Annotated in this window: 28 protein-coding genes; 22 read left to right on the plus strand and 6 right to left on the minus strand. The window is 62.1% G+C overall.

The window, feature by feature from the left end:
- Positions 1 to 20: 20 nt before the first annotated feature.
- From JSS95_10055 to JSS95_10115, 13 genes are all read left to right on the plus strand, one after another.
- Positions 21 to 167, plus strand: a complete 147-nt coding sequence (locus tag JSS95_10055) for a hypothetical protein (protein ID MBS1800157.1) — start codon at positions 21 to 23, stop codon at positions 165 to 167.
- 293 nt (positions 168 to 460) lie between these two features.
- Positions 461 to 772, plus strand: a complete 312-nt coding sequence (gene yajC / locus JSS95_10060; GenBank protein ID MBS1800158.1) for a preprotein translocase subunit YajC — start codon at positions 461 to 463, stop codon at positions 770 to 772.
- 125 nt (positions 773 to 897) lie between these two features.
- Positions 898 to 2,505 carry a protein translocase subunit SecD gene (secD, locus tag JSS95_10065; protein MBS1800159.1) on the plus strand — a complete coding sequence of 536 codons (1,608 nt, stop codon included), beginning with the start codon at positions 898 to 900 and terminating at the stop codon, positions 2,503 to 2,505.
- A 93-nt stretch (positions 2,506 to 2,598) separates the two neighbouring features.
- Complete coding sequence (gene secF, locus JSS95_10070) at positions 2,599 to 3,561, plus strand: protein translocase subunit SecF (GenBank protein MBS1800160.1); 963 nt, start codon at positions 2,599 to 2,601, stop codon at positions 3,559 to 3,561.
- 104 nt (positions 3,562 to 3,665) lie between these two features.
- A complete protein-coding gene (locus JSS95_10075; protein MBS1800161.1) occupies positions 3,666 to 4,397 on the plus strand; it encodes an energy transducer TonB in 732 nt (243 codons plus the stop codon).
- A 150-nt stretch (positions 4,398 to 4,547) separates the two neighbouring features.
- Positions 4,548 to 5,288, plus strand: a complete 741-nt coding sequence (locus tag JSS95_10080; protein MBS1800162.1) for a MotA/TolQ/ExbB proton channel family protein — start codon at positions 4,548 to 4,550, stop codon at positions 5,286 to 5,288.
- Positions 5,289 to 5,431: 143 nt separating this feature from the next.
- Positions 5,432 to 5,872 (plus strand): biopolymer transporter ExbD, encoded by a 441-nt coding sequence (locus JSS95_10085; GenBank protein ID MBS1800163.1) that lies wholly within the window; start codon positions 5,432 to 5,434, stop codon positions 5,870 to 5,872.
- Between the two features lie 54 nt (positions 5,873 to 5,926).
- Positions 5,927 to 6,361, plus strand: a complete 435-nt coding sequence (locus tag JSS95_10090) for a biopolymer transporter ExbD (GenBank protein ID MBS1800164.1) — start codon at positions 5,927 to 5,929, stop codon at positions 6,359 to 6,361.
- Positions 6,362 to 6,683: 322 nt separating this feature from the next.
- Positions 6,684 to 7,505 carry a hypothetical protein gene (locus JSS95_10095; GenBank protein MBS1800165.1) on the plus strand — a complete coding sequence of 274 codons (822 nt, stop codon included), beginning with the start codon at positions 6,684 to 6,686 and terminating at the stop codon, positions 7,503 to 7,505.
- A 114-nt stretch (positions 7,506 to 7,619) separates the two neighbouring features.
- On the plus strand, positions 7,620 to 9,128 hold the full coding sequence (locus tag JSS95_10100) for an acetyl-CoA carboxylase biotin carboxylase subunit (GenBank protein MBS1800166.1): 1,509 nt from the start codon (positions 7,620 to 7,622) through the stop codon (positions 9,126 to 9,128).
- A 68-nt stretch (positions 9,129 to 9,196) separates the two neighbouring features.
- Positions 9,197 to 9,619, plus strand: coding sequence for an acetyl-CoA carboxylase biotin carboxyl carrier protein subunit (locus tag JSS95_10105; protein ID MBS1800167.1), 423 nt, complete (start codon positions 9,197 to 9,199; stop codon positions 9,617 to 9,619).
- Positions 9,620 to 9,764: 145 nt separating this feature from the next.
- Positions 9,765 to 10,997 carry a hypothetical protein gene (locus tag JSS95_10110; protein ID MBS1800168.1) on the plus strand — a complete coding sequence of 411 codons (1,233 nt, stop codon included), beginning with the start codon at positions 9,765 to 9,767 and terminating at the stop codon, positions 10,995 to 10,997.
- Positions 10,998 to 11,209: 212 nt separating this feature from the next.
- On the plus strand, positions 11,210 to 11,947 hold the full coding sequence (locus JSS95_10115; GenBank protein MBS1800169.1) for a YIP1 family protein: 738 nt from the start codon (positions 11,210 to 11,212) through the stop codon (positions 11,945 to 11,947).
- 7 nt (positions 11,948 to 11,954) lie between these two features.
- On the opposite strand, the gene JSS95_10120 is transcribed toward JSS95_10115, so the two are convergent.
- The 4 genes from JSS95_10120 to rmuC all read right to left on the minus strand — a co-directional run bounded on the left by JSS95_10120 (position 11,955) and on the right by rmuC (position 16,771).
- Positions 11,955 to 13,457, minus strand: a complete 1,503-nt coding sequence (locus tag JSS95_10120) for a sialate O-acetylesterase (GenBank protein ID MBS1800170.1) — start codon at positions 13,455 to 13,457, stop codon at positions 11,955 to 11,957.
- Positions 13,458 to 13,632: 175 nt separating this feature from the next.
- Positions 13,633 to 14,883 (minus strand): beta-ketoacyl-ACP synthase II, encoded by a 1,251-nt coding sequence (gene fabF, locus JSS95_10125; GenBank protein ID MBS1800171.1) that lies wholly within the window; start codon positions 14,881 to 14,883, stop codon positions 13,633 to 13,635.
- Positions 14,884 to 14,885: 2 nt separating this feature from the next.
- Positions 14,886 to 15,131 (minus strand): acyl carrier protein, encoded by a 246-nt coding sequence (locus tag JSS95_10130; GenBank protein ID MBS1800172.1) that lies wholly within the window; start codon positions 15,129 to 15,131, stop codon positions 14,886 to 14,888.
- A 155-nt stretch (positions 15,132 to 15,286) separates the two neighbouring features.
- Positions 15,287 to 16,771, minus strand: a complete 1,485-nt coding sequence (gene rmuC / locus JSS95_10135; GenBank protein ID MBS1800173.1) for a DNA recombination protein RmuC — start codon at positions 16,769 to 16,771, stop codon at positions 15,287 to 15,289.
- Positions 16,772 to 16,819: 48 nt separating this feature from the next.
- Here rmuC and JSS95_10140 point away from each other — a divergent pair, with 48 nt between their 5' ends.
- Positions 16,820 to 16,999: a hypothetical protein gene (locus tag JSS95_10140; protein MBS1800174.1), complete on the plus strand. Its 180-nt coding sequence runs from the start codon at positions 16,820 to 16,822 to the stop codon at positions 16,997 to 16,999.
- Here JSS95_10140 and JSS95_10145 read toward each other — a convergent pair.
- Together JSS95_10145 and folP are read right to left on the minus strand one after the other, a co-directional pair.
- Positions 16,996 to 18,591, minus strand: coding sequence for an alpha-L-fucosidase (locus tag JSS95_10145; protein ID MBS1800175.1), 1,596 nt, complete (start codon positions 18,589 to 18,591; stop codon positions 16,996 to 16,998). The two genes, JSS95_10140 and JSS95_10145, sit on opposite strands and share 4 nt — an antisense overlap.
- Positions 18,592 to 18,737: 146 nt before the next feature.
- Positions 18,738 to 19,670, minus strand: coding sequence for a dihydropteroate synthase (gene folP / locus JSS95_10150; GenBank protein MBS1800176.1), 933 nt, complete (start codon positions 19,668 to 19,670; stop codon positions 18,738 to 18,740).
- Between the two features lie 124 nt (positions 19,671 to 19,794).
- Between folP and dacB the strand changes: the two genes are divergently transcribed.
- The 8 genes from dacB (at position 19,795) to lipA (ending at position 26,344) form a co-directional block, all read left to right on the plus strand.
- Positions 19,795 to 21,432 carry a D-alanyl-D-alanine carboxypeptidase/D-alanyl-D-alanine-endopeptidase gene (gene dacB / locus JSS95_10155; protein MBS1800177.1) on the plus strand — a complete coding sequence of 546 codons (1,638 nt, stop codon included), beginning with the start codon at positions 19,795 to 19,797 and terminating at the stop codon, positions 21,430 to 21,432.
- Positions 21,433 to 21,509: 77 nt separating this feature from the next.
- The gene (locus tag JSS95_10160) at positions 21,510 to 22,247 is read left to right on the plus strand and encodes a sulfite exporter TauE/SafE family protein (protein ID MBS1800178.1); all 738 of its coding nucleotides are present in this window, start codon (positions 21,510 to 21,512) and stop codon (positions 22,245 to 22,247) included.
- Positions 22,248 to 22,610 carry a cytochrome c gene (locus tag JSS95_10165; protein MBS1800179.1) on the plus strand — a complete coding sequence of 121 codons (363 nt, stop codon included), beginning with the start codon at positions 22,248 to 22,250 and terminating at the stop codon, positions 22,608 to 22,610.
- 68 nt (positions 22,611 to 22,678) lie between these two features.
- Positions 22,679 to 23,008 (plus strand): hypothetical protein, encoded by a 330-nt coding sequence (locus JSS95_10170; GenBank protein MBS1800180.1) that lies wholly within the window; start codon positions 22,679 to 22,681, stop codon positions 23,006 to 23,008.
- A gap of 1 nt (position 23,009) precedes the next feature.
- Positions 23,010 to 23,417: a hypothetical protein gene (locus tag JSS95_10175; protein MBS1800181.1), complete on the plus strand. Its 408-nt coding sequence runs from the start codon at positions 23,010 to 23,012 to the stop codon at positions 23,415 to 23,417.
- Positions 23,418 to 23,424: 7 nt separating this feature from the next.
- Entirely contained in the window at positions 23,425 to 24,288 is an 864-nt protein-coding gene (gene purU / locus JSS95_10180; GenBank protein MBS1800182.1) for a formyltetrahydrofolate deformylase, read from the plus strand.
- A 49-nt stretch (positions 24,289 to 24,337) separates the two neighbouring features.
- Complete coding sequence (locus JSS95_10185) at positions 24,338 to 25,177, plus strand: TIM barrel protein (GenBank protein MBS1800183.1); 840 nt, start codon at positions 24,338 to 24,340, stop codon at positions 25,175 to 25,177.
- 231 nt (positions 25,178 to 25,408) lie between these two features.
- Positions 25,409 to 26,344 carry a lipoyl synthase gene (lipA, locus tag JSS95_10190; GenBank protein MBS1800184.1) on the plus strand — a complete coding sequence of 312 codons (936 nt, stop codon included), beginning with the start codon at positions 25,409 to 25,411 and terminating at the stop codon, positions 26,342 to 26,344.
- Positions 26,345 to 26,360 lie beyond the last annotated feature (16 nt).

Here is a 26,360-nt window from a genome sequence, read left to right on the forward strand (position 1 = left end):
CCTCTGGGTATAGGAGTGTCATGCAGGCCAGATCGGTGCAAATTGTTACGGGAACCAGCCACATCCGTGTCATCTCGACCGGAGGCCAGAAGGGCCGCAGTGGAGAGGTCCGCTTCTCTACAGCCAAGGCTCAGCCAGCCACAACTTCAGTAGTCCCAGCGCAGTAAGGTGCATCGGCAGGAAAGCAGATTCCTCGACTCGCTTCGCTCGCTCGGAATGACACATTGTAGGGGCTCGGGCTTCGCTCGGGGTGACAGGTTCTTTTGCTCGGGACGCAACCTTCGAACAGGTGCCCCATTCGTCAAGCCGAGGCCCTGCCAAATACCCGGCATTCTTGACACAGGGGCGCGGAACCGCGATGCTAAGAGGCTAGGCACATATTTTGGCCTGTTCGCAAAGTCGCGCCTTTTTGCGCCTCTTTCGGCGGCCGGTGCTGTCACCCGAGGGGATGGGATAACGGATGTTTGCAATCTGGTTGCAGAGTGCGTCTGGTGGCCTGGGAAGTCTGGGCGGACTTGCTCTGCCGGTACTGTTCTTCGTCGTGCTGTATTTTTTGATGATCGTCCCCAACCAGCGGAAGCAGAAAAAGTGGCAGCAGATGCTGGGGCAGATCAAGTCGGGTGACCGCGTCACCACCAATGGCGGCATTAAGGGCACCGTCCTGACGGTCAAGGACGATGCCGTCGTTCTGCGTGTACAGCCTGACGGCGTCAAGCTGGAGTTTGTCAAAAGCGCGATTGCCGCGGTGACGACCGAAGACACGGCTTCGTAAAACCTACCTCAGCGGCTAAAGCCGTATGGAGTTCAAGGCAGTTTGCGGCACGGCTTTGACCGTGCCCTTAACAAGATGGGATTCGGGGCATGGCTGGAGTTTGATGCCCCTGTAAAGAGAGACGCATGGGAAAGAATCTGACCGGTAAAACGGCATTCATTGTTGGCGTGTTGCTGATCTTCTGCTATGGCATTGTGGGCATACCGAAGGGCGGGCTGAAGGAGTCGATCACGCGGCGCATCAACCTCGGTCTCGACCTCAAGGGCGGCACCCACCTCGTGCTCGAGGTTCACGTGAACGAGGCTGTGGCTTCGGCGGTGGACCGCGACGCGGCCAGGTTGTCGACGGACCTGCAGACGGCGGGGATCTCCGGCGCCACGGCGGCCCGCTCCGATGCCTCGCGTCAGCAGACGATCATCGTCTCCGGCATCCCGGCTGACAAAATCAGTGATGCGCGCAGCGTCTTCAACGGCGTGAACTACAGCGCCTACGACGTGGCATCCGGCGGTGACGGTACGCAGACGCTGACGATGAAGCAGTCTGCCGCGACCGACCTCGCCACCCGCACCGTCGACACCTCCATTGAGACCATCCGCGAGCGTATCGACAAGCTGGGCGTGGCCGAGCCTGTGATCCAGAAGTACGGCCTGGGCGAGAACCAGATTCTGGTGGAGCTTCCCGGCCTTGACGATCCGGCGCGCGTCGAGGACATCATCCAGTCCACGGCCAAGCTCGAAATTCATGCCGTGACCGGTGGTCCCTATGCCAGCGACCAGGACGCGATGCAGGCCAACAACGGCATCATTCCGGCGGACTCGATCCTGCTGAAGGGCGCGGCGACGGCCGGTTCTCCGGATCAGGTATGGCTGCTGAAGCGCGTCAGTGAGGTCGAAGGAACGGACTTCCGTGACGCTCAGCCTTCGACCGACCAGAATGGCCGTCCGAACATCACCTTTACGCTGACCACCGAGGCGGGCGACCGCTTCTACAAGTACACCAGCGAGCACTCGGCCACCTCGGCGAGCCCCGGCTCAATGGCCATCGTGCTCGACAACAAGGTTCGCGAGGTTGCCGGAATCCAGTCGGCCATCCGCGACCGCGGCGAGATCACCGGCGGCTTCACCAAGCAGCAGGCGGCCGATCTGAGCCTGATGCTCCGCACCGGCGCGCTTCCGGCGTCGATCTCGTTCCTCGAGACGCGCACCGTCGGGCCGAGTCTGGGCGCAGCGTCGATCCGCCAGGGCGTCTTCGCGGCGATTGCGGGTATGGCCGCGGTCATGATCTTCATGCTGATCTACTACCGCGGCGCGGGCATCAACGCCGACCTGGCGCTGGTCCTGAACCTGGTGATTCTGCTCGGCTTCATGGGCTTCACCGGCTCAACGCTGACGCTGCCTGGAATCGCGGGCGTCATCCTGACCATCGGTATGGGCGTCGACTCCAACGTGCTGATCTTCGAGCGCATTCGTGAAGAGCTGCGCGCGGGCAAGTCGTCGGCGATCGCCGTACAGCAGGGCTTCGCCCACGCGTGGATCACGATCATCGATACGCACGTGACGACCATCGTCTCGGCGCTGATCCTGTTCCTCTTCGGCACCGGTCCGGTACGAGGATTTGCGGTGACGCTGGCCTTCGGCCTCCTGGCGAACCTGTTTACCGCCGTCTTTGTCTCGCGCGTGATCTTCGATTCGCACCTGAAGGGCAAGGAGCGCGGCGCGGCGCTGTCGATTTGATGGGCCGGGTGCTGTCAGTGGTAGAGAAGCAGATTCCTCCACTTCGCTGCGCTCCGGTCGGAATGACAAGTTTTGGAATAAAGGATTGCAAACGTGGAACTTTTTCGTAGCACTAATATCGACTGGTTGGGCAAGAAGTGGTATTTCCTCGGCTTCTCACTGATCTTCTCCGTCGCCGGGGTCCTAAGCATGTTGTTCTGGCACGGCATCCCCAAGGGCGTCGACTTTACCGGCGGAACGCAGATTCGCGTGTCCTTTGAGAGCGCGCCGGACGAGAACCACATTCGCGCCGCAATGGCCCAGGGCGGCGTGCATAATGCCACGATCCAGCGCGTCAGCGACCCCAGCGGCCACGCGGCGAACAAGGTCATCATCTCGCTGCCCATCTCGTCGGCGACCGACCAGGCGCACGACGCCGGCCGCATGGCGGTGGAGACGGCGCTGGCGAACAACTACAAGGACTCCAAGGCGACGGTGGAGCAGGTGGAGATCGTCGGCCCCACGGCTGGCAAGCAGCTCCAGAAGCAGGCCATGCTGGCGACCCTCTACTCCCTGATCGGGATGCTGATCTACCTCTGGTTCCGGTTCGAGCTGATCTACGGCGTGGCGGCTGTCGTGGCGGTCTTCCACGATACGCTGATTACCATCGGAGCCTTCTCGCTGACAAATAAGGAGATCACGCTGACGGTGATCGCCGCCATCCTGACGCTGATCGGTTACTCGATGAACGATACGATCGTGATCTTCGACCGTATCCGCGAGAACCTGGCCTCGAGCCGCCGCGACACTCTGGGCGATGTGGTCAACCGCTCCATCAACCAGACGCTGAGCCGGACCGTGCTGACCTCGGGACTCACCTTCCTGACCGTGCTGTCGCTGTATCTCTTTGGTGGCGAAGTGCTTCACGGCTTCTCCTTCGCCCTGGTCATAGGCATCCTGATCGGCACCTACTCATCGATTGCGGTCGCATCGCCCATGCTGGTGGCCTACCAGGAGTGGCGGACGAAGCACGGAAAGGTCGCGACACTTCCCGCGGGAAGAAATGCGCGCACGTAATCCACAGGATGTGGAAATTTTTCTTCGGAAAGATGCTTAATACGGGAACAAAGAAAAAAGTCGTGGTGTCTATACTCCAATAGCTCATCTTTACGAGGCTGGATATGTTTGAAGATTCATTGATGGAGTCTGGCGGCAAGATCAAGACGAAATCCAAGTACTGGATGATCGGCACGTTCGCTTTCAACGCTGCAATTCTTGGCACCTTGATCCTGATCCCCTTGCTGTACCCCGAGGCGCTGCCGAAGACGGCCATGACGGCCATGTTGACGGCGCCGCCGCCGCCGCCGCCACCACCACCGCCGCCGCCGCCGGCGCAGATCGTCAAGCCGATCAAGATGGTTTCCGAGATCGACCAGGGCCTTCATGCTCCCACGAAGATCCCCAAGGACATCAAGATGCTGAAGGAGGAGGCCGCTCCTCCGCCGCAGATGGCTGGCGTTGCCGGTATGGGCGGCATGGGCTCCGGCTCGGGCGTCCCTGGCGGTGTAATGGGTGCCATGGGCAGCGCTCCCGCGCCTAAGGTTCAGATTGAGAAGCCAAAGGGTCCGGTTCGCGTATCGAGCGGTGTAGTTGCCGGTAACCTTATCTCGCAGCCGAAGCCGATTTATCCCCCGATCGCCCGCGCGGCCCACGTCTCCGGTGCAGTGGTTCTTCACGCCATCATCTCCAAGGAAGGCACGATCAAGGATCTTCAGGTTCTCAGCGGCCCGGAGATGTTGCGGAACTCGGCCATGGAGGCTGTGCGCAACTGGAGGTACAAGCCTTACATTCTGAACGGCGAACCCACCGAGGTGGAGACGACGGTCACAGTCAACTTCAACTTCGGCGGCTAAATTCTACCCGGCTGCCGCGCCTTCTCCGGGCGGCTGCTTCCGGCAACAAACAACGATCTCGCGCCTGAATCTTCCCATCGTCGCATCACCCTTTTGGGGAGTTACGGCTTAGAAATACGAAGGTTAGAGTTCCAATCAGGAGGAAATTCTGTGATTCTCGCTCATCTCGCATCCACCGTTCATGTACCCACTTCGCTGGCCCTTTTCTTTCAGGAGGCGCAGGTAGGATTCAGCCCTCTCCAGCTCTGGGGCAACATGGGCAACTTGGCCCGTGCGGTCGTTATCATTCTCTTCATCATGTCGATCTGGTCGCTGGCCGTGATCATCGATCGCGCACTGTACTTCTCGGCAGCGCGTAAGCAATCGCGTGAGTTCGCTCCCAAGGTCGCCGGTGCTCTCAAGGACGGCCGTCTGGACGAGGCGATCAAGGTCGCCGACCGCTCCAAGAAGTCGCACCTCGCCGAGGTTGTCACCGCCGGTCTGCAGGAGTTCCGCAGCTTCGGTTCGGGCGGTGCGATCACCGACGCTCAGATCGAGAGCTCCAAGCGCGCTCTTGAGCGCTCCGAGGCCATCGTTCACGCCAAGCTGAAGCGCGGCCTGGGCGGTCTGGCCACCATCGGTTCGACGGCGCCGTTTATCGGCCTGTTCGGCACCGTGGTTGGTATCTTGAACGCCTTCCAACAGATCGCAACGCAGAAGACCTCTGGTATCGGCGCAGTCGCCGGCGGTATCTCTGAGGCTCTGGTCACGACGGCGTTCGGTCTTCTGGTCGCCATCCCGGCCGTTATGACCTTCAACTACTTCACCAACAAGGTTGAGGCCTTCGACGTGGAGATGGACAACAGCTCGTCCGAGCTGGTGGACTACTTCATCAAGCAGAGCCACCGGTAATAGAAAACGGCAGCAGGTATTCCGCGAGAATCCAGGGGCTTGATTCATCCTTCTGGTGTCGACCAGGCGGTTGGCACCAGAAGGGATAGGGCCCGATGCGAGGCGCGGAGAAGCGGAACGGCTAACCGGACGGAGCGTAGGTTATGGGTATTTCAAAGAGGGATGAAGGCTCGAAGGTCAATTCCAATATCAACGTGACGCCGATGGTGGACGTCATGCTGGTACTGCTGATCATCTTCATGGTCATCACTCCCATGCTGAACAACAAGGTCAACGTCGATCTTCCGAAGACCGATTCGGCGACGGTGATGGAGAATGCGAATAAGGAAGACGCGGTGACGGTCGCAGTCACACGCAGCGGCGATATCTTCCTTGGCGGAGACAAGGTCTCGATCGACGATCTTGGACCCAAGATCTCATCGAAGCTGGAGAACAAGACCGACAAGCAGGTCTTCATGCGCGCCGATGCCCGCGCCAACTATGGCAAGGTGATGGACGCAGTCGACGGCATCCGCGCAGCAGGCGTCAGCCAGCTGGGTCTATTGACCGAGAAGCGTGAAGCGCCAGAGAATCCGAAGAAGTAAGACCCTTTCTACCGGTGTAGAGAAGGGTGCTAGAAGTATTCAGGAGAATTTGCTATGGGAATGAGTGGTGGAAGTCACGGTGGAGCGGTCTCAGAGATCAACGTGACACCTTTGATCGACGTGCTGCTGGTACTGCTGATCATCTTCATGGTCATCGTGCCGGTTACCCCGAAGGGTCTGGATACGCTCGTGCCTCAGCCCCCGAAGGACAAGACCAAGGACCAGGTCAACGACCGCACCATCGTCGTGCAGGTGCAGTCGAACGGCGCAGGTGCGCCTTCGTACAAGATCAACGAAGACGCCTTCAACAAGCAGGATCTCGAGCCCAAGCTGGCTGAGATCTTTGCTGCCCGCTCGGAGAAGGTCATGTTTGTCAAGGGCGATAAGGACCTCGACTTCAGCAAGATTGCCGAGGTCATCGACTATGGTCATCAGGCCGGCGTCGACAATATCGGTCTGATTACGCCTCGCGTCATGGCTGGCCAGTAGGGCGGTGTTCGGACGGTTTCATCGTCGGGCGGTCGCGAACATGGCCGCCCGATTCATTTGCCGAAGATTTTAGTTAGACTCATGATGGCTTTGCCGGTCTAAAGGCAGCTCCCGGGTGGACTGCTCCCAAGCTATTCATCGCATCGAAACAGGTAAAGATTTTTTTTGAAATTTGAAAATTATCGACCTGAATAAGTTAGTCGCCTCTGGTCATGGGGGCGGTATACCATTACAATCATCCCGCAAGCGCAAAACTGCATTTGTGGTTTTTTGTCATCCCGTCTGACGATACGCGCCCTATTTGAAGGAGATATCACGTCCCATGAAATTGACCGCACGGATTCCGGTTACGGCCGCACTACTGGCGCTGATGCTAGGTTCTGTAACCGGGTGCAACCGCCTGAAGGCGCGTGACCAGCTGACAAAGGGTGTGCAGGCCTTTAAGAATGCACGCTACGAAGAAGCGGTCAACCACTTCCAGAACGCGATAGAGCTGGACCCGAGCTACGATACGGCGAAGTTGTATCTTGCAACCTCGTACTCCTACCAGGTTGTGCCGAACCTTGATACTCCCGAGAACCTGGCGATTGCCAAGAAGGCGATGGACGGCTTCCAGGAGATTCTTGCCAAAGATCCGAACGACGTCGGTGCTCTGAAGCAGATCGCTTCCATTTACTTCAATACCAAGAAGCTGCCCGAGGCGAAAGAGTATCAAAAGAAGGTCATCGCGCTCGACCCCAAGGCCGCTGAAGCCTACTACACCGTGGGTGTCGTCGACTGGATGCAGTCGTACCAGAACGCGCGTACGATTCTCGCGGCCGATGGCCTCACTGACGACGGCAACGGCAACGTGAAGAAGAGCAAGGGCGCCTGCCAGAAGATGCAGGAGGCCAACAATGCTCTTGTGACTGAGGGTCTGGAATACCTGAACAAGGCCGTCGAGATCAATCCAAGCTATGACGATGCCATGTCGTACCTGAACCTCACCTGGCGCCGCAAGGCTGACATGGAGTGCGGCGACGACAACGCCCGCAAGGCCGACCTTGCCAAGGCCGACGATTGGAGCCAGAAGTCGATGGGCGCCCGCAAGGAGAACGAGAAGAAGAAGGAAGAGAAGAATTCTGGCGGCGTAACCATGAACTAGCCGCAGTTCTCTACCTGAGACTGTAGTACCTGAGAAGAGCCTCCCAATTGGGAGGCTCTTTCATTTTGCAAAGTGATTCCTGTGAAGCTCCGGTAGAATTGCGGCTTGCCGGCCATGAAGAAAGTTCTGATCGCAAACCGGGGTGAGATTGCGCTGCGTGTGATTCGCGCGTGCCGCGAGATGGGGCTGGCGACGGTTGCGGTCTACTCCGATGTCGATCGCGCGGCGCTGCATGTCTCCTATGCCGATGAGGCTTATCGCCTTGGCCCCGGGCCTGCGACGGAGAGTTATCTGCGCGGCGATCTCATCCTCGATGTTGCGCGGCGCAGCGGAGCCGATGCGATTCATCCGGGTTACGGATTCCTGTCGGAGAACGCCGGCTTCGCCGATGCGTGCGCCGCCGCCGGAATCACGTTTGTCGGGCCGCCTGCCAGCGCGATGCGCGCGCTTGGTTCGAAGACGAAGGCGCGTCAGGCCGCGGATGCCGCCGAGATGCCGCGTGTTCCCGGCTCGGTGACCGGGCTTTCGTCGGTGGAGGAGGCTCTGCGCGTTGCCTCGGAGATTGGCTATCCCGTCATGCTCAAGGCGGCGGCGGGAGGAGGAGGCAAGGGGATGCGGGCGGTCGCGTTGGCCGCAGAACTTCCGTCAGCGTTCACCGCCGCAAGCAGCGAGGCGGAGCGCAGCTTCGGGTCGGGCGAAGTCTATCTTGAAAAGCTGATTGTCGAGCCGCGCCACATTGAGATACAGGTGATCGCCGACACGCACGGCAACTGTGTCTATCTCGGCGAGCGCGAGTGCAGCGTGCAGCGGCGGCACCAGAAGGTGATTGAGGAGGCGCCGTCCGCCGTTGTCGGCGACAGCCTGCGACGCAGAATGGGCGAGGCGGCGGTGCGGCTCGCGCTCTCATGCGGCTACGTGAACGCGGGCACGGTGGAGTTTCTTGTCAGCCGTGACCAAGTTACAGGCGAGCAGGATTTTTACTTCCTCGAGATGAACACCCGCTTGCAGGTCGAGCATCCGGTGACGGAGATGATCACCGGACTCGATCTCGTGCATATGCAGCTGCGCGTGGCTATGGGCGAGCCTCTGGGCATCCGGCAGCAGGACATTCATCTGCGTGGTCACGCACTGGAGTGCCGCATCTACGCTGAGGATCCCGACAACAACTTCTTCCCCTCGCCCGGCCTGATCACGCGGCTGATTCAGCCGGGAGGCCCGGGCATCCGCGAGGACTGCGGCGTCTACGCCGGATGGACCGTTCCGTTGGAGTACGACCCGATGCTGTCGAAGCTGGTGGCTTATGCGGAGACGCGCGAGCTGGCCATCGATAAAATGCTGCGTGCACTCGATGAGTATGTTGTGGGAGGCATCAAGACCAACATCTCGCTCTTCCGCCGCATTCTTTCAGACAAGGACTTCCGCACAGCCAACATTCATACTGGGTATCTGGAGCGACTGCTGGCGGAAGCGAATGCGACGCCGGTGAAGCAGGTTCCCGGGGAGATCGTCGCTGTTGCGGCTGCTCTTCTTTCGGGCTCGATCAAGACGCGGTCGTCGGATGCCATTGCAGTAACCGAGAGCCGCTGGACCGCAGCAGGACGCAGAGAAGGAGCAGGCGCTTGACCGTCTGGCTCGAGATCGATGGCAGGCAGCGACGAGTCGAGCTTCCAGCGGAGCCTGCGGCGGGCGGCATGCTTAGCTGCCTCGTCGACGGCAAGGCTCTTACAGCCGATGCGCGGTTTCCCGAACGCGGCGTCCTTTCGCTGATCGTTGAAGGGCGACAGTACCGCGCCGTGCTCGACGGAGACGCGGTCATCATCGCGGGGCAGAGGCATGAGTTCTCCATCGAAGACCCGCGCTCGCTGCGGGGAGGGCGAGGAGCGGGCGACGGAGCCACAGGCCCGCGTACCGTCAAGGCCCCCATGCCAGGGCGCGTGGTGCGCGTGCTGGTCGCCGTGGGCGATGAGGTCGCCGAGACCCAGGGCGTCATCGTGATCGAGGCGATGAAGATGCAGAACGAGCTCAAGTCCCCGAAGGCCGGCCGTGTGGTGAAGATTGCGGTCGCGGTGGATGGCACGGTTGGTTCAGGAGACGCACTCGTCATTATCGAGTAAGTTGTACGCAACGACTGTCAAAAGGTGTAAGCTGCGGGGCAAGGGCCCCGGTCGAAGTTCCTGTTCTCCAAGGAAGACTGCTTTGGTCTCGCGACTGCCATCCTGTCTGCCGATTTTGTTTGGTGTAGCGTATATATGCGTTCTTGTGCCAGCTTGCCGTGCGCAAGCCGGTGCTGCGGCGCAGACGCGGATAGAAGGTCGCGTCCCTATCCAGGCCCATGAGATCGCGCTGGTCAGCCTAGGTTGTTCGGCGACTCCGGCGCGGGTCTTTACCGGCGGCGTGGTCACCATTCAGGCGCAGGGACACAGTGTGCAGAACCTGCCGCTGCACTTTGGCTTCGCGGCAGACTCCGGGCAGCTTTCGACCAGCGGCTCGGCGGCGCGGCTGAACACCGCCAGCCTCGCCGCGAGAACGGTACACGTCACCTGCACGGTCACAGACAGCGCAGGCAGAAGCGCCTCGCAGGCCGTCGAGGTTGTCGTCATGGGTCCGCCGCGCACCGAGGATCTGCACGTGCCCACCGGCACAGGAGCCGGTAACGGCGCGAAGCCGCCCGTCATTATTCCGCCAACGGCGTCGAAACCTGCGCCGATTGAAACGGCAACCCCACCGCCGCCACCGCCGCCTCATCCTGGACCACAGCCAATTGATCACAAGGGAGTGCCGGGAGCAGCTCCGGTTCAGGAGACCCCCAAGCCTGCCACTCCTACGCCGGGTACTCCGGCGCCAGGAGTGACTCCAACACCTGTTCCGACAGACGTTACGCCTGCCCCGACGCAGACTGCGGTCCCCGATGTCTACAAGTCATCCACCGAGATGGAGGCCTGGATCAGGGAACTGAAGCAGGGCAAGATCGAATACAAGGTCCCGCCGAAGATGCTGCTGTTACAGGCAGCGACGGTCACGGTGGTGATCCACGGCTACCAGGATGCGAATGAGACAGCGATAACGCAGCCGACGGGCACAGCATCGCTCAAGCAATCGCCGCGTATGAAGGTGGAGTTACTTGCGGAGGACGACCCTGACACCTTCACCATCGCTCTTGAGAATGGCGATGCGGTCAAGGACGTCCTCAGCAATGGCGCGACGACGTGGATATGGAAGGTCACGCCGAATAAGTCCGGAACAAAGCAGCGGCTGAAGATACTGGTTTCGCTGATGTATCCCAACGCCGACAAGAGCGAGATTCCGCTGGAGGACTACCACACGACTGTCGAGGTCGATGTGGCATCGCTGTGGTCGACTGTCGTCGACGACTACCAGCACGACCCGATGAAGTTCTTCAGCTACATGATCCCCGGCGGCGCGGGCTTCACCTTCATCGCGGGACTCGTCGTCTGGTGGTGGAGGCGGAAGCACAAGGACGAGAAAGAGTGAGGGATTGGGGCCGCTCCCAGGTCGTCATCCCGGGCTATCCCACCGAGCGCCACTCTGAGCAGTCTGCGCCTCCTCACCCACATCGACCCGCAGGAGTTTATGCAGGCGGCTTGTATCAATGGCTGTTGATGATCGCGCCACTCATAGTTACAATCCTGCAACGAAAAATTTTATGTTTTGCAGGTGATTGAGCGGATTTGTAAGGAGGCGAAGTGAACGAAGAGCTTGAAGCTGGAGCTGGGTTGAGTGAAGTGGAGCGCGTCGTCGACGTCTTTGTGGCGCCGTCGAAGACATTCACGGATATCCTGCGCAGCAGCTCATGGTGGTTGCCCTTTGTGCTGATGGTGATCGTGACTGCGGCCTCGGCCTTCGTGGTCGAGAGGCAGGTGGGCTTTGATCGCGTTGTCGAGAACCAGATTCACCAGAATCCGAAGCAGGAAGACCAGCTCAGCAATCTCACGCCTGAACAGCGTGCGGCGCGCGTGCGCGGCATGAGCATCGGTTATCGCTATACCACCTACTGCTCGTTCATCTTCATCCTGATCTTCGTGGCTATTGCTGCGCTGCTTTACTGGGCCAGCTTCAACTTTGGCCTGGGCGCGCGTACCACCTATGGCCAGATGTTTGCCGTGTGGATGTATGCGGGTCTGCCGAAGCTGTTCATCGGTCTGCTGACGATCGTCACGCTGCTGCTTGGCGCGAACGTCGACGCCTACGACATGAAGAACCCTGTGGGTACGAACCTCGCGTACTTCATGCCGGACTCGAGCCCGGCGATCAAAGCGCTGCTCAGCTTCTTCGACGTCGTTGGCATCTGGTCGCTGATCCTGCTGATCATCGGTACGGCGATTGTGGCGAAGGTTTCGCGCGGCAAGGCTGCTGCCGTCGTGGTCGGCTGGTGGGTCTTCGGATTGGTGGTCAGCGTGGGAATCGCTCTCGCGACGAGCTGATCGTCAACTACGGTACGGGGAACGACGTGAAGGTGGACGCCGGAAGCCCTGCACTGTTGTACAGATTGGCAGCAGGAAAGTTTGCCCAGGCATAGCGCACGAATCGCGGCTCGGCAACCTGCGGGCTGCTGACGATGACGGTGTTGCCCTCGATCTTGCCCGTTGCCGGAACGAACTCGCCGTCACCGCCTGCGATCTCGAAGCCGGTCAACGCGCCGCCTTTGGCGTTCAAGCCCTTCGCGTAGTCGAACCATACGTGCATCGAGCCGCCCTCGGGATAGGCAAGGCGGAAGAGCGGGCCGTTGGCGGTGATCTGTTCGCCGTATGCGATGCTGCGGCCCTGAAGCGCAAGCCGCAGGCCGACGGTCTCCTTGTCGGCCGGGTGAATGTTCTTCTCGTTGCCAACATCAATGGTTACGGCCATGCCTGTATCGGTCAGCCCCAGCGTGCGACGCTGCGAATCGCGGAGCAGACCCCAGTTCGACGCAGGGCCCGCGCCATAGGCCGAGAGCTGCACGAAGAGGAACGGGAAGTTGCCCTGGTGCCATTGGCGGCGCCAGTCCTGGATCATCGCGGGGAAGAGGCGGCTGTACAGCTCGGCGTAGCCGGCGCCGGTGTTTGCCTCGCCCTGATACCAGATCGCGCCTCGAATGGGCATGCGCGTGAAGGGTGCGATCATCGCGTTGTAGAGTCCCGCAGGCTCCCACGATGCCGGATCAGGATGCCAGGCGCGCGGAGGAGGCGCGGGCTTGCCTGCTGCCTTCGCCTCGTTCTCAAGCTGCATGTAGCGGCGCTCCGTGGCCTCGCGGTCCATGTGCGAGGCGCGGCCCGCGAAGACCGGCATCAGCGATGCGTCTGCCGCAAGTCCGCCAAGGCTTGTCCACGCTTCTGCGGGAGTGCCTCCCCACGACGTGTCGATCAGCCCGATCGGCACCTTCTCGTGCTGCTGGATATCGACGCCGAAGAAGTATGCTGCCGCCGAAAAACTTCGTGCCGTTTCCGGCGTGCACAGCGACCAGCCACGCACAGCCTTGGCATCGTCCTGCGGGTACTCGGCCGAGTCCTTCTCCACGAAGAGCAGGCGGATCTGCGGATGGTTCGCTGCCGCGATCACCTTCTCGCTGTCCTTGATTGGGGTGGCCGCATTGAAGCCTGCCAGCGGCATCTCCATGTTCGACTGGCCGGACGCTACCCAGATGTCGCCGAGCAGGATGTCGTCGAGCGTGACGGTATTGGCGCCCTGCACGGTCAACGTGAACGGCCCGCCCGCGGGCTCGGCGGGAAGGTAGACACTCCATCGGCCGTCTGTGCCGGCAGTCGCCGTACCGGTGCTCGCGTGGAACTTCACGGTGACACTCTCCTGCGGCGCGGCCGTTCCCCAGATGTGGATCGGCATATTGCGCTGGATCACCATGTGGCTCGAAAGGATCTTCGGCAGGGCGACTTCGGCGCGCACAGCAGTAAACGAGCAGGTCGCGGCGAGAAGGACGAGTGTGGAACGAAGCGTCATGGGCAAGGTTTCTCCGGCGCAACCTTTATACCCTGAACTCCAGCCATCGCAAATCCCGTTATTCTTACGGCGCAGAATGACGTCGTTCTTTGATTGCAGCAATGGGTGAAAAGCTCTTAAAGAGCAAGAGGCACGGAGCCCCGTGCCTCTTGAGTGTTCTTGCGATGAGAGTTGCTTATTCCGTCCAGCGCTTGAAGATCAGCGAGCCGTTCGTTCCTCCGAAGCCGAAGGAGTTCGACAGGGCGTAGTCGATCTTCGCGGCCTGGGGCTTGTTCGGCACGTAGTTCAGGCGGCACTGCGGATCGAGCTCGACGATGTTCATCGTCGGGGGCGCGGTCTGGTTGAGCATCGCCATGATCGTGATGCCCGCTTCCAGTCCACCCGCGCCGCCCAGAAGGTGGCCCGTCATCGACTTGGTGGAGCTGACCAGCAGCGTGCCGTTCTTCGCGCGTTCGCCGAAGACGTTCTCGATCGCCTGCGACTCCAGCGCGTCGCCGAGCGGCGTCGAGGTGGCGTGCGCGTTCACGTAATCGATCTTGTCGGGCGAGATCCCGGCGACTTTGAGCGCGGCGTTCATCGCGCGGAAGCAGCCCTCGCCCTCGGGGGCCATGCCCGTCATGTGGAATGCATCCGCCGACATGCCGTAGCCGATGATCTCGCCAAGGATCTTCGCGCCACGGGCTTTGGCGAACTCCAGCTCTTCGAGGATCAGGATGCCCGCGCCTTCTCCGACCACGAAGCCGTCGCGGTCCTTGTCGAAGGGGCGGCAGGCGTGCGTGGGGTCGTCGTTGCGCGTGGAGAGCGCCTTCATCGCCGCGAACCCGCCGACACCCATCGGTGTGATGGCGGCCTCGGTGCCTCCGGCAATCATGGCGTCGGCGTCGCCGCGCTGGATGATGCGGAAGGCGTCGCCGATGGAGTGCGCGCTCGAGGTGCAGGCCGTCGCCGTCGCCTCGTTCGGCCCCTTGGCGTTGTAGCGGATGCTGACGTGCCCGGCGGCGAGGTTGACGATCGAGCCCGGGATAAAGAACGGCGAGATCTTGCGCGGTCCGCCGGCCAGCATGGCCGAGTGCTCGCGTTCGATCACGTCGAACCCGCCGATGCCGGAGCCGATGTGTACGCCGAAGCGGTCGGCGACCTCGGGCGTGACATCGAGCCCGGAGTGCTTCATCGCCTCGTCGGCCGCAGCCAGAGCGAAGTGGATGAAGCGCCCCATCTTGCGGGACTCTTTCTTTTCGACGAACTTGAGCGCGTCGAAGTTCTTGACCTCGGCCGCGAAGCGAACGGGGTGCCCGGTGAGATCGAAGGCTGTGATCTCGGCCATACCGCTCTTGCCGGCCATCAGGCCTTCCCAGACCTCAGACGTGGTGTTGCCGACCCCGCAGATCAGTCCGAGGCCGGTTACGACGACGCGACGCTCAATCATTGCTACTTTGCCGCTTTCTGGTTCTTCTCGATGTAATCGACGGCGTCCTTGACGGTCTTGATCTTCTCGGCATCTTCATCGGGAATCTGGATGTCGAAGGCTTCTTCGAACTGCATGACGAGCTCGACTACGTCGAGAGAGTCGGCCCCGAGGTCTTCCTGAAAGCTCGCGCCGGGAGTTACTTCGGCCTCATCTACCTGAAGCTGCTCGACAATAATCTGTTTTACCTTTTCATCAACTGCTGCCATGTCGTTCTCCTATATACCTTTTGAGTCAAAAATCGGGTCAAAGCCGCTGTCTTCTGAACCCGGATACACCGTTTGAGCCAATCTAAAGCATACCCACGGCTCCGCCGAGTGTAAAGCAAGCGAGACGGCATGAAAAGCAGGGGAATCGAGGGGCGTCAATCGTCCTCGCCCGAGGCCGCGAGGCCGAAGGTCGTGATCCCGGCGGCCTGGTCGAAGTCGATGGGGATCGAGCCCGGAATAGCCTTGTCCGTCTCGCCTACCTCGCGCAAGGTCCGGTTGATGGCCCGGGTGCGGACCCCCAGCTTCTGGATCGTGTTTTGCACGGTGCCCACCTGCCCCTCCATCTTCGTCATCAGCACCTCGAAGTTGCCGAACTCCTTCTTCGTTCCCTCGAGTACGCGCCACACCTCGTCGCCCTTCTCCTGGATGGCGAGCATGTGGAAGCCCATCTGGAAGCTCGTCAGAATCGCGGAGAGCGTGCTCGGCCCAGCGATGGTGACGCGGCACTTCGACTGCACCTCGGCCTGGAGTGCGTCGCGGCGCATCACCTCGGCGTAGAGACCCTCGGTGGGAAGAAACATGATGGCGTGCGGCGTCGTCTTCGGCGGATTGATGTACTTCGACGAGATGCGGTCGCCCTCGGTGCGGATGGCTGCCTCGAACGCCTTGCCGGCGGCGGCGATCTGCTCGGCGTTGCCGCTCTCGTAGGCCGACTCAAGCCGCTCCCAGTCCTCGCGCGGAAACTTGGCGTCGATCGGCAGCAGCGTCTCGCCCGCGTGTCCGGGGAAGCGCACGGCGAACTCAACCGCTTCGAGCGAGCCGTCCTTGACCCGCGCGTTGCGGAGGAACTGGTTCGGCGCCAGCATCTGTTCGAGCAACATGCCGAGCTGCACCTCGGCGAATCCGCCGCGCGACTTCACGTTGGTGAAGATGCGGCTCAGATCGTTGACGCCGTCCGACAACTTGGTCATCTCTCCCAGTCCCGTGTGCACCTTGTTGAGCTGGTCGGTCACTTGGCCGAAGCTCTCCGTCAGCCGCGTCTGCAGCGTATCGTTCAGTTTCTCGTCGACGGTCTGCCGCATCTTCTCAAGCTCTTTCGAGTTGTCGTCGTTCAGCTTCGTCAGCCGCTCTTCGACCGCCTGACGAAGCTGGTTTTGCAGCGCCGTGTTGCTGACCATCAGCTCGTTGAGTTTGGTGTTGATGGCCTCGCGAAGACTCGTATGCTGTTGGTTGGTCTCCGATGTGAACGACGAAACTCGCTGGGAGATGGCGTCCATCTGCTTCTGCACGGCCGTGCGCAGCAGCTCGTCGGAGCTTTTGTTGTCCGAGCGAAAGCCGCCGAGGCCGGTCTGGAGGAGGCTGCTCAGCTCCGCGATGTTCTTCGTGATCTCGCCGCGCAGCTCGCGAAACGCTGTGTCGCCCGCCTCGCGCGACCGCTGCGCCTCGGTGGCGATGTCGTTGCGCATCTGCGAGAGCGATTGCCGCATGTGCTCGTCGGACGCCTGGTTGCGCGCGTCCAGTCGCGTGAGGTGGTCGGGAAGCTGCACTAGGCGGGGGTCTGTCGCCTGCTGCTTTCTCAGCAGCAGAACCACAACGACAATCAGGGTCACGATCTCGCAGGCAATCAGGATGGTCAACATTTCGTCTTTCCTTCGCCAAAGAATAGCACCACGGACGAGTCCATTTTTGTGGAAACGACTCGGGTGCCCCATCTTCGCCGCGCAGCGGCTAAGGTGAGCATTCGCGCAAAGCGCGAACTGGCTGATTACGGATCCTTCATCCGTGATCCTCAAGCCCACCTTCGCGACGATGAGACCATCGCGAAGATGGGACACCCGACCTCATGCGGTGAGCCTGGCCGCAGCTAGACCCCGAGCGGCATCGTGCCTTCGATCCGCAGTGTGTACGGCTGTTCTGCCGGAGTAGATCGCGCGGGCAGTGTGCATACCAGTCCCTCTGCGGTCTGCCGGAAGTTCACCGTCTGCGATTGGCCGCCGACGAACGTGACACGCTCGACCGTTGCCCTCGCTGCAGAGAGCGAGCGGATCGTTGCCTCACCCTTTGCCGGATACACGTAGGCGATGGCGTAGAGCTTGCCGTTCTTCGTGGTGAAGCGGAAGTCGGCCTCGGTGTACGCCGGCTGTGGCTCGCTCTTCACGCTGGGCCAGTCGAGGATCGCGGTCGAGCGTCCCTTCCAGTCGCCGTTGGGAGTGGTGGGAACTCCCGGCCCCTCGCCTGGCCTGATCCACGCGCGCGAGCCGTAGATGGCCTCGCCGTTCTCCGCGAGCCAGTCGCCCAGCGTGCGCAGCGACGCCTGCTGGTTCTCGGGAATCGATCCGTCGGCCATCGGCGAGACGTTCAGCAGCAGGTTGCCGCCGCAGCTTGCAACGGCCATGAACTGATGAATCAGCGTCAGGCCGCTCGCGACCCTGAGACCGTCGATGTAACCCCACGAGTTGCCGATCGGCGTGTCGCACTGCCATGCTCCGGCGAAGGGCAACTTCGGCGCGTGGTGCGAGCCCTCGAAGTCCTGTACGGTGGCGTAGAGATAGGCGTCGTCCTTGGTGGCGAGCGTCGTCTCGTATCCGCGCTCGCGGGCGCGGTTGTAGAGATACGCCGCCGCGCGCAGCTTCACCTCGTCGTATGCACGTGCGTTTACGCCATTGTCCATATAGAGCAGTTGCGGCGAGAACTTGTCGACCAGCTCCTGGATGCGCGCCAGCCAGTCGAGCTGAAACGCCTTCGAGTTGTTGCCCGAGTTGAACGGCTGGTCGATCGGCGGGCCGTAGAAACCGGCGTACTTCGGGTCGAACTCGTCGGTCTTCAGGTCCTTCGCCGGATAGGCGAAGTAGGCGTGCTCCATTCGGTGTGAGGAGAGGCCGAAGATGAAGTTCTGCTTGCGCGCGGCAGCGGCCAGCTCGCCGGTCAGGTCACGCTTCGGGCCCATGCGTCCGGCGCACCAGGGCGTCAGCTCGGAGGTGTACATCGGAAAGCCGTCGTGGTGCTCCGCCACGGGCACAACGTAGTTCGCGCCGGCCCGCTTGAACAGCGCGATCCACTCCTCGGCGTGGTACTTGTCGGGCTTGAAGAGCGGGATCAGGTCCTTGTAGCCGAACTTGTCCTGCGGGCCAAATTTCTTCTGGTGCCACCGGATGCCGTCGGCGTCCTTGTACATGTGGCGCTCGTACCACTCGTTGTTGGTGGCGGGGATGGAGTACAGACCCCAGTGGATGAAGATGCCGAACTTCGCCTGGTTGAACCACGCAGGTACGCTGTAAGTCTCGCGCAGCGACTCCCACGTAGGCTTCACCGGCCCGTCGAGGTCGGGCTTCGGCGTCGCGTAGGCATCGGGCGCCCCGGCGGGTGCTCCGTTCTGAAAGGCGTGCAGCGTGCGAGGCAGGAGCGCCGAACCGGCAGCGAGGGCAGAGTTAGCGAGCAGTCGCCTGCGAGAGAGGGGCATGGCAGCCACTTTAGTCGATCGGGGCGAAGGAGTTCCAGTGCGCCTGCTTCTGAAACGCACGCCATCAGGTTGTCATCCTGAGCGGGGCGCAGTCGAAGGATCTGCGGTTTGCATCTGCCGGGATGGTGCAAGTTCAGACGCAGGCCCTACCGCGCCTCGTCTTCCTCGTTCAGAATGCGGTCGGCGATGGCTGCTGCCTCTGCCGCAGCCTGTACATCGTGAACCCGCAGGATGTGCGTTCCGGCGAGAAGAGCTGCGATGTTGGCGGTGGTGGTTGCGTGAAGCCGGGCATTTGCCGGCGGAGGCAGTCCGCGGTGCACAGCGGCGAGCGATGGCGTCTCGGCCAAAGTATGTGCCAGAAAGCCCTTGCGCGAAGCGCCGATGAGGACAGGCAGGTTGAGCTGGTGCAGCTCCGGCAGATACGCGAGGATCGGGTAGTTCTCGTCCATGCGCTTGCCGAAGCCGATGCCGGGATCGACGATAATTCGCTCGCGTAAGATGCCTGCGTCTGTTGCAGATGAGATGCGGCTGTCCAATTCGTCGATGATCATGGGCATAACGTCTTTGTGTGCGAGAGCAGGCAGCGCCTTCCACTCCTTTGGAGTGCCGCGCGCGTGCATCAGGATGGCTCCGCAGCGAAGCTCCGCGCAGGTCGCGGACATTCGCCCATCCCAGAGATGGCCGCTTACGTCGTTGACGATCTCCGCGCCAGCCTCTACTGCGAGCCGCGCCGTCGCTGCGTGGAAGGTGTCGATGGAGATGACCGTCCGCGGGCGTTCGCGCAGGATGGCCGCGATAACCGGCAGTACGCGCTCCTGCTCCTCTTCGGGGGAGAGTGGCGTGGCGTTGGGCCGCGTCGATTCGCCGCCCAGGTCGATGAGGTCCGCGCCGTGGTCGAGCATCTCGATGGCGTGCGCGACAGCGCGCTCGGGTGCCGAGGCCGCGTCGTAGAAGTGTCCGCCGTCGGAGAAGGAGTCCGGCGTCACATTGAGGATGCCCATGATCAGCGTTCGCTGCCCCAGCGCGAGCGAGCGCGTGCGGAGCCGCCAGTCGTAGCGTGGGCGCGGAGCGAAAGCCATGAGGAGATTCTAGTTCTCCCAAGCCTCCTCGGCTGAACTCAAAACGGAGATCTGAAAACCGCTTTACCGGTGCTAGACTTTCGCCCATATGAACAAAGTGCTGGCAGTGGCGTTGGCGGCGGTGATGTGTGCGGGAGCGGCGCGGGCGCAGTCCGCGAACATTGCGTGCGATGGCCGTTCGGTGACGGACGGCAGTAGCGGCGCTTGTAGCGAGTTGGCAAAGCAGATCGCTGACGTACTGGCCGATCCGGCAGTCGCGCGAGCGCACTGGGGAATCAAGGTGACGGCGATGGATGGCTCGCCCATCTACTCGCTGAACGAGGGCCAGCTCTTTCAGCCCGCCAGCAACACCAAGATGTTCACCACGGCGACGGCGCTGGCTGTGCTCGGTGCGAATGCGACATTCGAGACGAAGGTCGTCGCGCGCGGCACGTTCAACGGAGCGGCGAATCTCGCGGGCGACGTTGTGCTGGTCGGCGGCGGCGACGCGAACCTCTCGGGCCGCGCGATTCCGTATGTGCCTCCCGCGCAGAGGCCGAAGCTCGCGCCGGGACAGCCTCCTCCTCCCGGCCCGCCCGCGCTGCGCTATCTCGAAGAGATGGCGGACCAGGTGGCGAAGACGGGGCTAAAGGTCGTCAACGGCGATGTGGTGGGCGACGACACGCTGTATCCGTGGGAGCCCTACCCGGAGGACTGGTCGATCGACGACGCCGTCTGGGGCTACGGCGCACCCATCTCCGCGCTGACGATTACCGACAATCAGCTTGCGGTGAAGGTCTCGCCCGGAGCAGCGCCGGGACAACCAGCCGTTGTCACCGTCGACCCGATCTTTCCGTACTACATCGTCGACGCAACGGCGCTTACGACCGGCGAGGCGAAGAGCGGAAGCCATGTACAGATCGACCGCGCGCCGGGATCGAAGGTGTTGCGTATCTATGGATCCATCGCTGTCAACGCGCATCCCGATGAAGAGGAGCTGGCGATCCACGATCCCGCCGAGTTTGCCGCAGCAGCGTTGAAGTCGATGCTGGAGGCGCGCGGGATTCTGGTGACCGGCGTCGCGCGCGCGAAGCACCGCGTAGCCACCGATTCGCGCGGGTTCATGCAGGCATCGCACGAGCCGGTGCCCGGCCTCGACTTTACGAAGACCTTCGCCCCGGCAAACGGCGCTCCCGCGGCCTGCACGGGCAACTGTTCTGCCGCTCAGCCTGAGACGGTGCTCGCGCGTCACACCTCGCCCACGCTGATCGAAGACATGACCGTGACCAACAAGATCAGCCAGAACCTGCACGCCGAGATGTTCCTGCACAACGCGGGCGCCGCGGTCACGGGCGACGGCTCGACGGTGAACGGCGCGCGCGTCGTGAGGGCGTTTCTCGAACACGCCGGTGTCGACAAGGACGACTTCGTCTTCTTCGACGGCTCGGGACTGAGCGGGCACGACCTCGTCGCGCCGCGAGCGACGGCGCGGCTCTTGCTGTTTGCGAGCACACAGCCGTGGTTCGCCGATTGGAAGCGCACGCTGCCCATCGGCGGCGAGGACGGCTCGCTGGTCGAGCGCTTCGGCAAGGCCCCGCTCAAAGACCACGTCTTCGCGAAGACGGGAACGCTGGGCGAGGCGCGTGCCTTGAGCGGTTATCTCGACTGTGCCAGCGGAAAGACGGTGATCTTCTCCATCATGGACTCGGCGCACACGCCGCGCTCCAGCGCCGACCGCGAGGCGATGGACAAGATCGTCGGGCTGATCGCGGCGGCGAACTAGGCCTGGTGAAGGATTTAAAATAGATCGATGAAGAAACAAATGCGGGAGCTGCCGGAGTCGCCGCGCCAGGTTGGAAGATGAGCGCAACGACGGCCGGGATTCTGGGAGTGATCTTTCTCGCGACCTTCATCCGCTCCGCCTTCGGCTTCGGCGAGGCGCTTGTCGCCGTTCCCTTGCTCGCGCTCTACCTTCCCTTGAAGGTAGCGGCTCCGCTGGCGGTGCTGGTCTCGATTACCATCGCTGCGGTCGTTGTGGTACAGGACTGGCGCAGGATCCACATGCGCAGCACGGGCTGGCTCTTCGGCTCGACTCTGGCAGGTATTCCCATCGGATTGTGGTTGTTGGCCAGCACGCATCAGATGGCGGTGAAGATTGCGCTCGCGGCGGTGATCCTTGCCTTCTCGTTCTACTCGGTGATTGGGCGGCGGCCGCCGGAGCTGACGACGGACAGCCGCGGATGGCTTATCGGCTGCGGCTTCTGCGCCGGTGTGTTGGGCGGAGCGTATGGCATGAATGGGCCTCCGCTGGTCATCTACGGTGCGATGCGCCGTTGGTCGCCGCAGCACTTCCGCGCGACGTTGCAGGGGTACTTTCTACCTGCAAGCATCGTCGGCATGGCCGGATACTGGGTCGCGGGCCTGTGGGTCCCGGCCGTGACGCGCTATTACCTGCTGTGCCTTCCGGTCTTGTTGCCCGCGATCTGGCTGGGAAGGCTAGTCAATCACCGCATGCACGGCGACAGCTTTCTTCGCTACGTGTACCTGGGCCTGATGGGGATCGCGATCACGCTGCTGGTGCAGGCGGTACGCAGCTAGATGAGAGAATACGGAGAGATGATTCGAGCCTGTGTTTTATCGATGCTGGTCCTGGCGCTTGCTGGTTGCAAGTCGCTCCCGCCGCCGACTCCGCTCGCGCAGTTGAACGCGCAACAGATGCACGGGCACGCGGTCTTTCAGGCCAACTGCGCGCGCTGCCACAGCGACCGCACCGACACCCCGTTGAGCGGCCCCGCGCTGCGCGGCATCTTCAAGAAGGAGTATCTTGCCAGCGGGGCGGCGGCCACCGACGAGCGCGTCTCGGCCACCGTTCTGCGCGGAAGAAACATGATGCCGCCGATGGCCGGTCAGATTGACCAGGCGGACCTCGACGACCTGCTGGCATACCTGCACACACTATGAACGACGACAACCGTATCGACGGCGCGGAAGAGCGAGAGATCAGGCGGCTGGAGGCGCGCGCCGGCGGCATGTTGCCCGGCATCGCGGGCATCTCCATGTTCATGATCTTCATGACCATCCTGAACGCCTTCGCCGCACTGCGCGGGACCTTTGGGCTGGCGGGCGCGAAGTACAGCGTGCTGGCGATCTGTACGCTGCTGGCCGTAGGCGTCTTCGGGCTCCTGCGGCTGAAGAAGTGGGGATGGGCCATCGTCACGGCGGGAACGCTGCTGCTCAGCTCCGGTGACTTCTACTTCTTCGAGAGGACAAAGGCGGGCTTCTTCCTGATTCGCGCGCTACTGGTGCTGGTCTTCTTCCTGTACCTCGTCCGCGGCTCTGTGCGTGACAGGATGCGGTGAGATGACGATGATGGTCTTCGAGACGCAGGGTGTTCCAGAGACGTGCATGGCAGGCACCTTCCATTCCCACGGATGGATCGCGCTGCTCGTCACCATCGCCGGTCTGGCGGGTGCAGCCTACTCGCTGGCGAAGGGGTTCGCCTGGATGCGCGAGCCGATCGTAGCGCGACGCGCTGGCGCGCAGCCGCCGGACCGGCACACCGCGAAGGCTTGGCTCCTCGGCGTGTGGCTGCTGGTTCCCCCCGCGTGGCTCTTTGTTGAGGACATCTTCCTGTTCCGCCACTTCGGCAAGGTGGAGTGCTTCGATCAGTTCCGCTACGCGCAGGAGCTTGTCGCGCGCGGGTGGGTGGTACTCGTCGTGGCCCTCGGCTTCCTGTACTTCGGCAGGGAGATCGCGGGTAAGGAGTGAAGCGCGAATGAACGACTCTGCTGTGCTGTTGATTACATGCCCGGACCAGAAGGGCCTGGTTGCGACCGTCTCGGGCGAGCTCTACCGCTTCGGCGCGAACATCATCCACGCCGACCAGCACCAGGACCACGACGCCGGCCTCTTCTTTATGCGCGTCGAGTGGACGCTGGGCAGCGAAGGCGAACACCCGTTCGACATTCAGGCGTTCTCCGAGGCCTTCGCGCCCATCGCGAAGCGCTTCAACATGGACTCGCAGTTGCACGTGAGCGCCATACGGCCGCGCGTGGCCATCTTCGTCTCGCAGCACCTGCACTGCTACGCCGACCTGCTGCAACGCCACCAGATGGGCGAGCTCGAGTGCGAGATCGCGCTGGTGATCAGCAACCACACCGACGGCAAGGCGCTGGCGCAGTTCTACGGTATCCCGTTCCACCACGTGCCGCTGACGGCGGCGAACAAGGCGGAAGGCGAGGCAAAGCAGTTCGCGCTGCTCGATGCCGCGGGCGTCGAGCTTATCGTCCTCGCGCGTTACATGCAGATTCTCTCGCCGGAATTCGTGCGGCGCTATCCGTTCAGCATCATCAATGTGCATCACTCGTTTCTGCCTGCGTTCATTGGCGCCAGGCCGTACCACGCGGCGCACAAGCGCGGCGTGAAGCTGATCGGCGCGACCAGCCACTACGTGACGGAGGAGCTCGACGACGGCCCGATCATCGAGCAGGACGTGGCGCGCGTCTCGCACCGCGATCAGGTGCAGGACCTGATCGCCAAGGGCCGCGACCTCGAGCGCGTCGTGCTGTCGCGGGCAGTCGCGTGGCACCTGGACCGAAGAATTCTGCGTTACGGAAACAAGACGGTCATCTTCGACTAGGGCTTTGGACTAAAGTGTTTGCATGCTAAGTCGAAGAAGTTTCGGGGGAATGCTGGCCTCAGCGGCACTGGTACAGACCTTGCCGCGTGTGGCGTTCGCGCAGGATATGAGCGACCGTCTCTCTGTCATGATCTGGGTGCTGCGCAAGCGCGGCAACTTCGAGCAGAACCTTGAGACTGTGGCGAAGGCCGGCTTCCGCCATATCGAGATGATCGGCGAGTTCTGGCAGTGGACGGATGCCGACCGCGAGCGCTACATGGCGAAGATGGCCTCCCTCGGCATCACCATCGACGCGACCACGGGGATGAAGCTGGGCTTCGCCGACCCGGCGACGGGCGACGCGTACATCACCGAGCTGAAGAAGCTGATCGTCGCCGCGAAGCAGGTGAAGTGCACCCGGCTGATTCTGATGTCGGGCAAGGTGCTGCCCGCGGTTGGAGACGAAGGCCAGCGCGCGGCCTCTATCGCAACGCTCAAGCGCGCGGCCGAGGTGCTAGAGGCCGAAGGCATGACTGCTCTGCTGGAACCGATCGACCGGCTGGAGAACCCGACTTACTGGATGGATGGCGTAGAAGAAGCAGCAACGATCACGCGCGCCGTAGGAAGCCCGCACATCCGCGTGCTCTACGACTTCTACCACGAGCAACGAACGCGCGGAAACGTGATCGAGAAGCTCGAGAAAGCTTTTGACCAGATAGATTTGGTACACATTGCCGACGTGCCCAGGCGCAGCGACCCCGGAACAGGCGAGATGAACTACGCCAACATCTACCGCAAGCTGAAGGCGCTGAACTACAAGGGAATGGTAGCGATGGAGTTCTACCCTGAGGGCGAGCCGGTGGAGGCTCTGCGCAAGGCGCGGCTCTATGCGGAGCGGGAGCTGGGGTAGTCGTCGGCGTTGGTAATCGTCGACCAGATCCTGGCCCTACCTCAGTGTCATCCCGACCGGAGCGAAGCGTAGTGGAGGGATCTGCTTTTGCGTGTAGAACCACGGAGGTTCCCGGCAGAGAAGCAGATCTCCACTCCGCGCTGTGTGCTCCGGTCGAAATGACGTGACAGAGAAAGCGGTGCGGAGCGCGATAACCGCCCTGTAGGCCATCCAGATACAATAAAAGACGAGATGATGCCGTCCGCCGAGCTGGTACAGATCAACCTTTCGCCGAAGAAGCCCGCGCCCAAGCCGGCGTGGCTGAAGGCGAAGGCTCCCATGGGCGAGACCTTCCACAATCTCAAGAAGATGGCGCGGGACCTGAACCTGCACACCGTCTGCGAGTCCGCCCACTGCCCTAACATCGGCGAGTGCTGGAACCAGAAGGCCGCGACCTTCATGATGCTCGGCAACCTGTGCACGCGCCGCTGCGGCTTCTGCGCTGTGCCCAAGGGCAAGCCTGAGCCCATCGATCTCGACGAGCCCCGTCGCGTGGCCTACGCCGTCGCGCAGCTTGGCTTGAACCACGCCGTCATCACCAGCGTGAACCGCGACGACGACAACATCGGCGCCGCGCAGGCATTCGTCAACGTGGTCGAAGAGATTCGCCAGCAGGCTCCCGGCTGCCGTGTCGAGATCCTCACGCCGGACTTTCAGGGTAACGAGCAGTCGCTGCGCTTGGTCGTCGCCGTGCGGCCCGAGATCCTGAACCACAACATCGAGACCGTGCCGCGCCTCTACCGCGTGGCCAAGTCCGGCGGCCGCTACGAGAAGTCACTGCACTTCCTGAAGCACGCGAAGGAGATCGCGGCGGAGATGTTCCACGACCGCGAGGGCGACCAGATCGTCACCAAGACCGGCATCATCGTCGGTCTGGGCGAGGAGATGCACGAGCTGCTCGCCGTCTTCCGCGACCTCGCCGACCGCAAGGTCGACATCCTCACCATCGGCCAGTACCTGCGCCCCTCGCGCGACCACCTGCCGATGGCCCGCTACTACACGCCGGAGGAGTTTGCCTTCCTCAAACATGAAGCATTAGCGATGGGCTTCAAGCACGTGGAGTCTGGCCCGCTGGTACGCTCCAGCTACCACGCGCAGGAGCAGGCGGAGTCGACCGGGCTGGCGTAAGAAAGATCTGGCGAGC

The organism is Acidobacteriota bacterium, from assembly GCA_018268895.1.
Lineage (GTDB): Bacteria > Acidobacteriota > Terriglobia > Terriglobales > Acidobacteriaceae > Edaphobacter.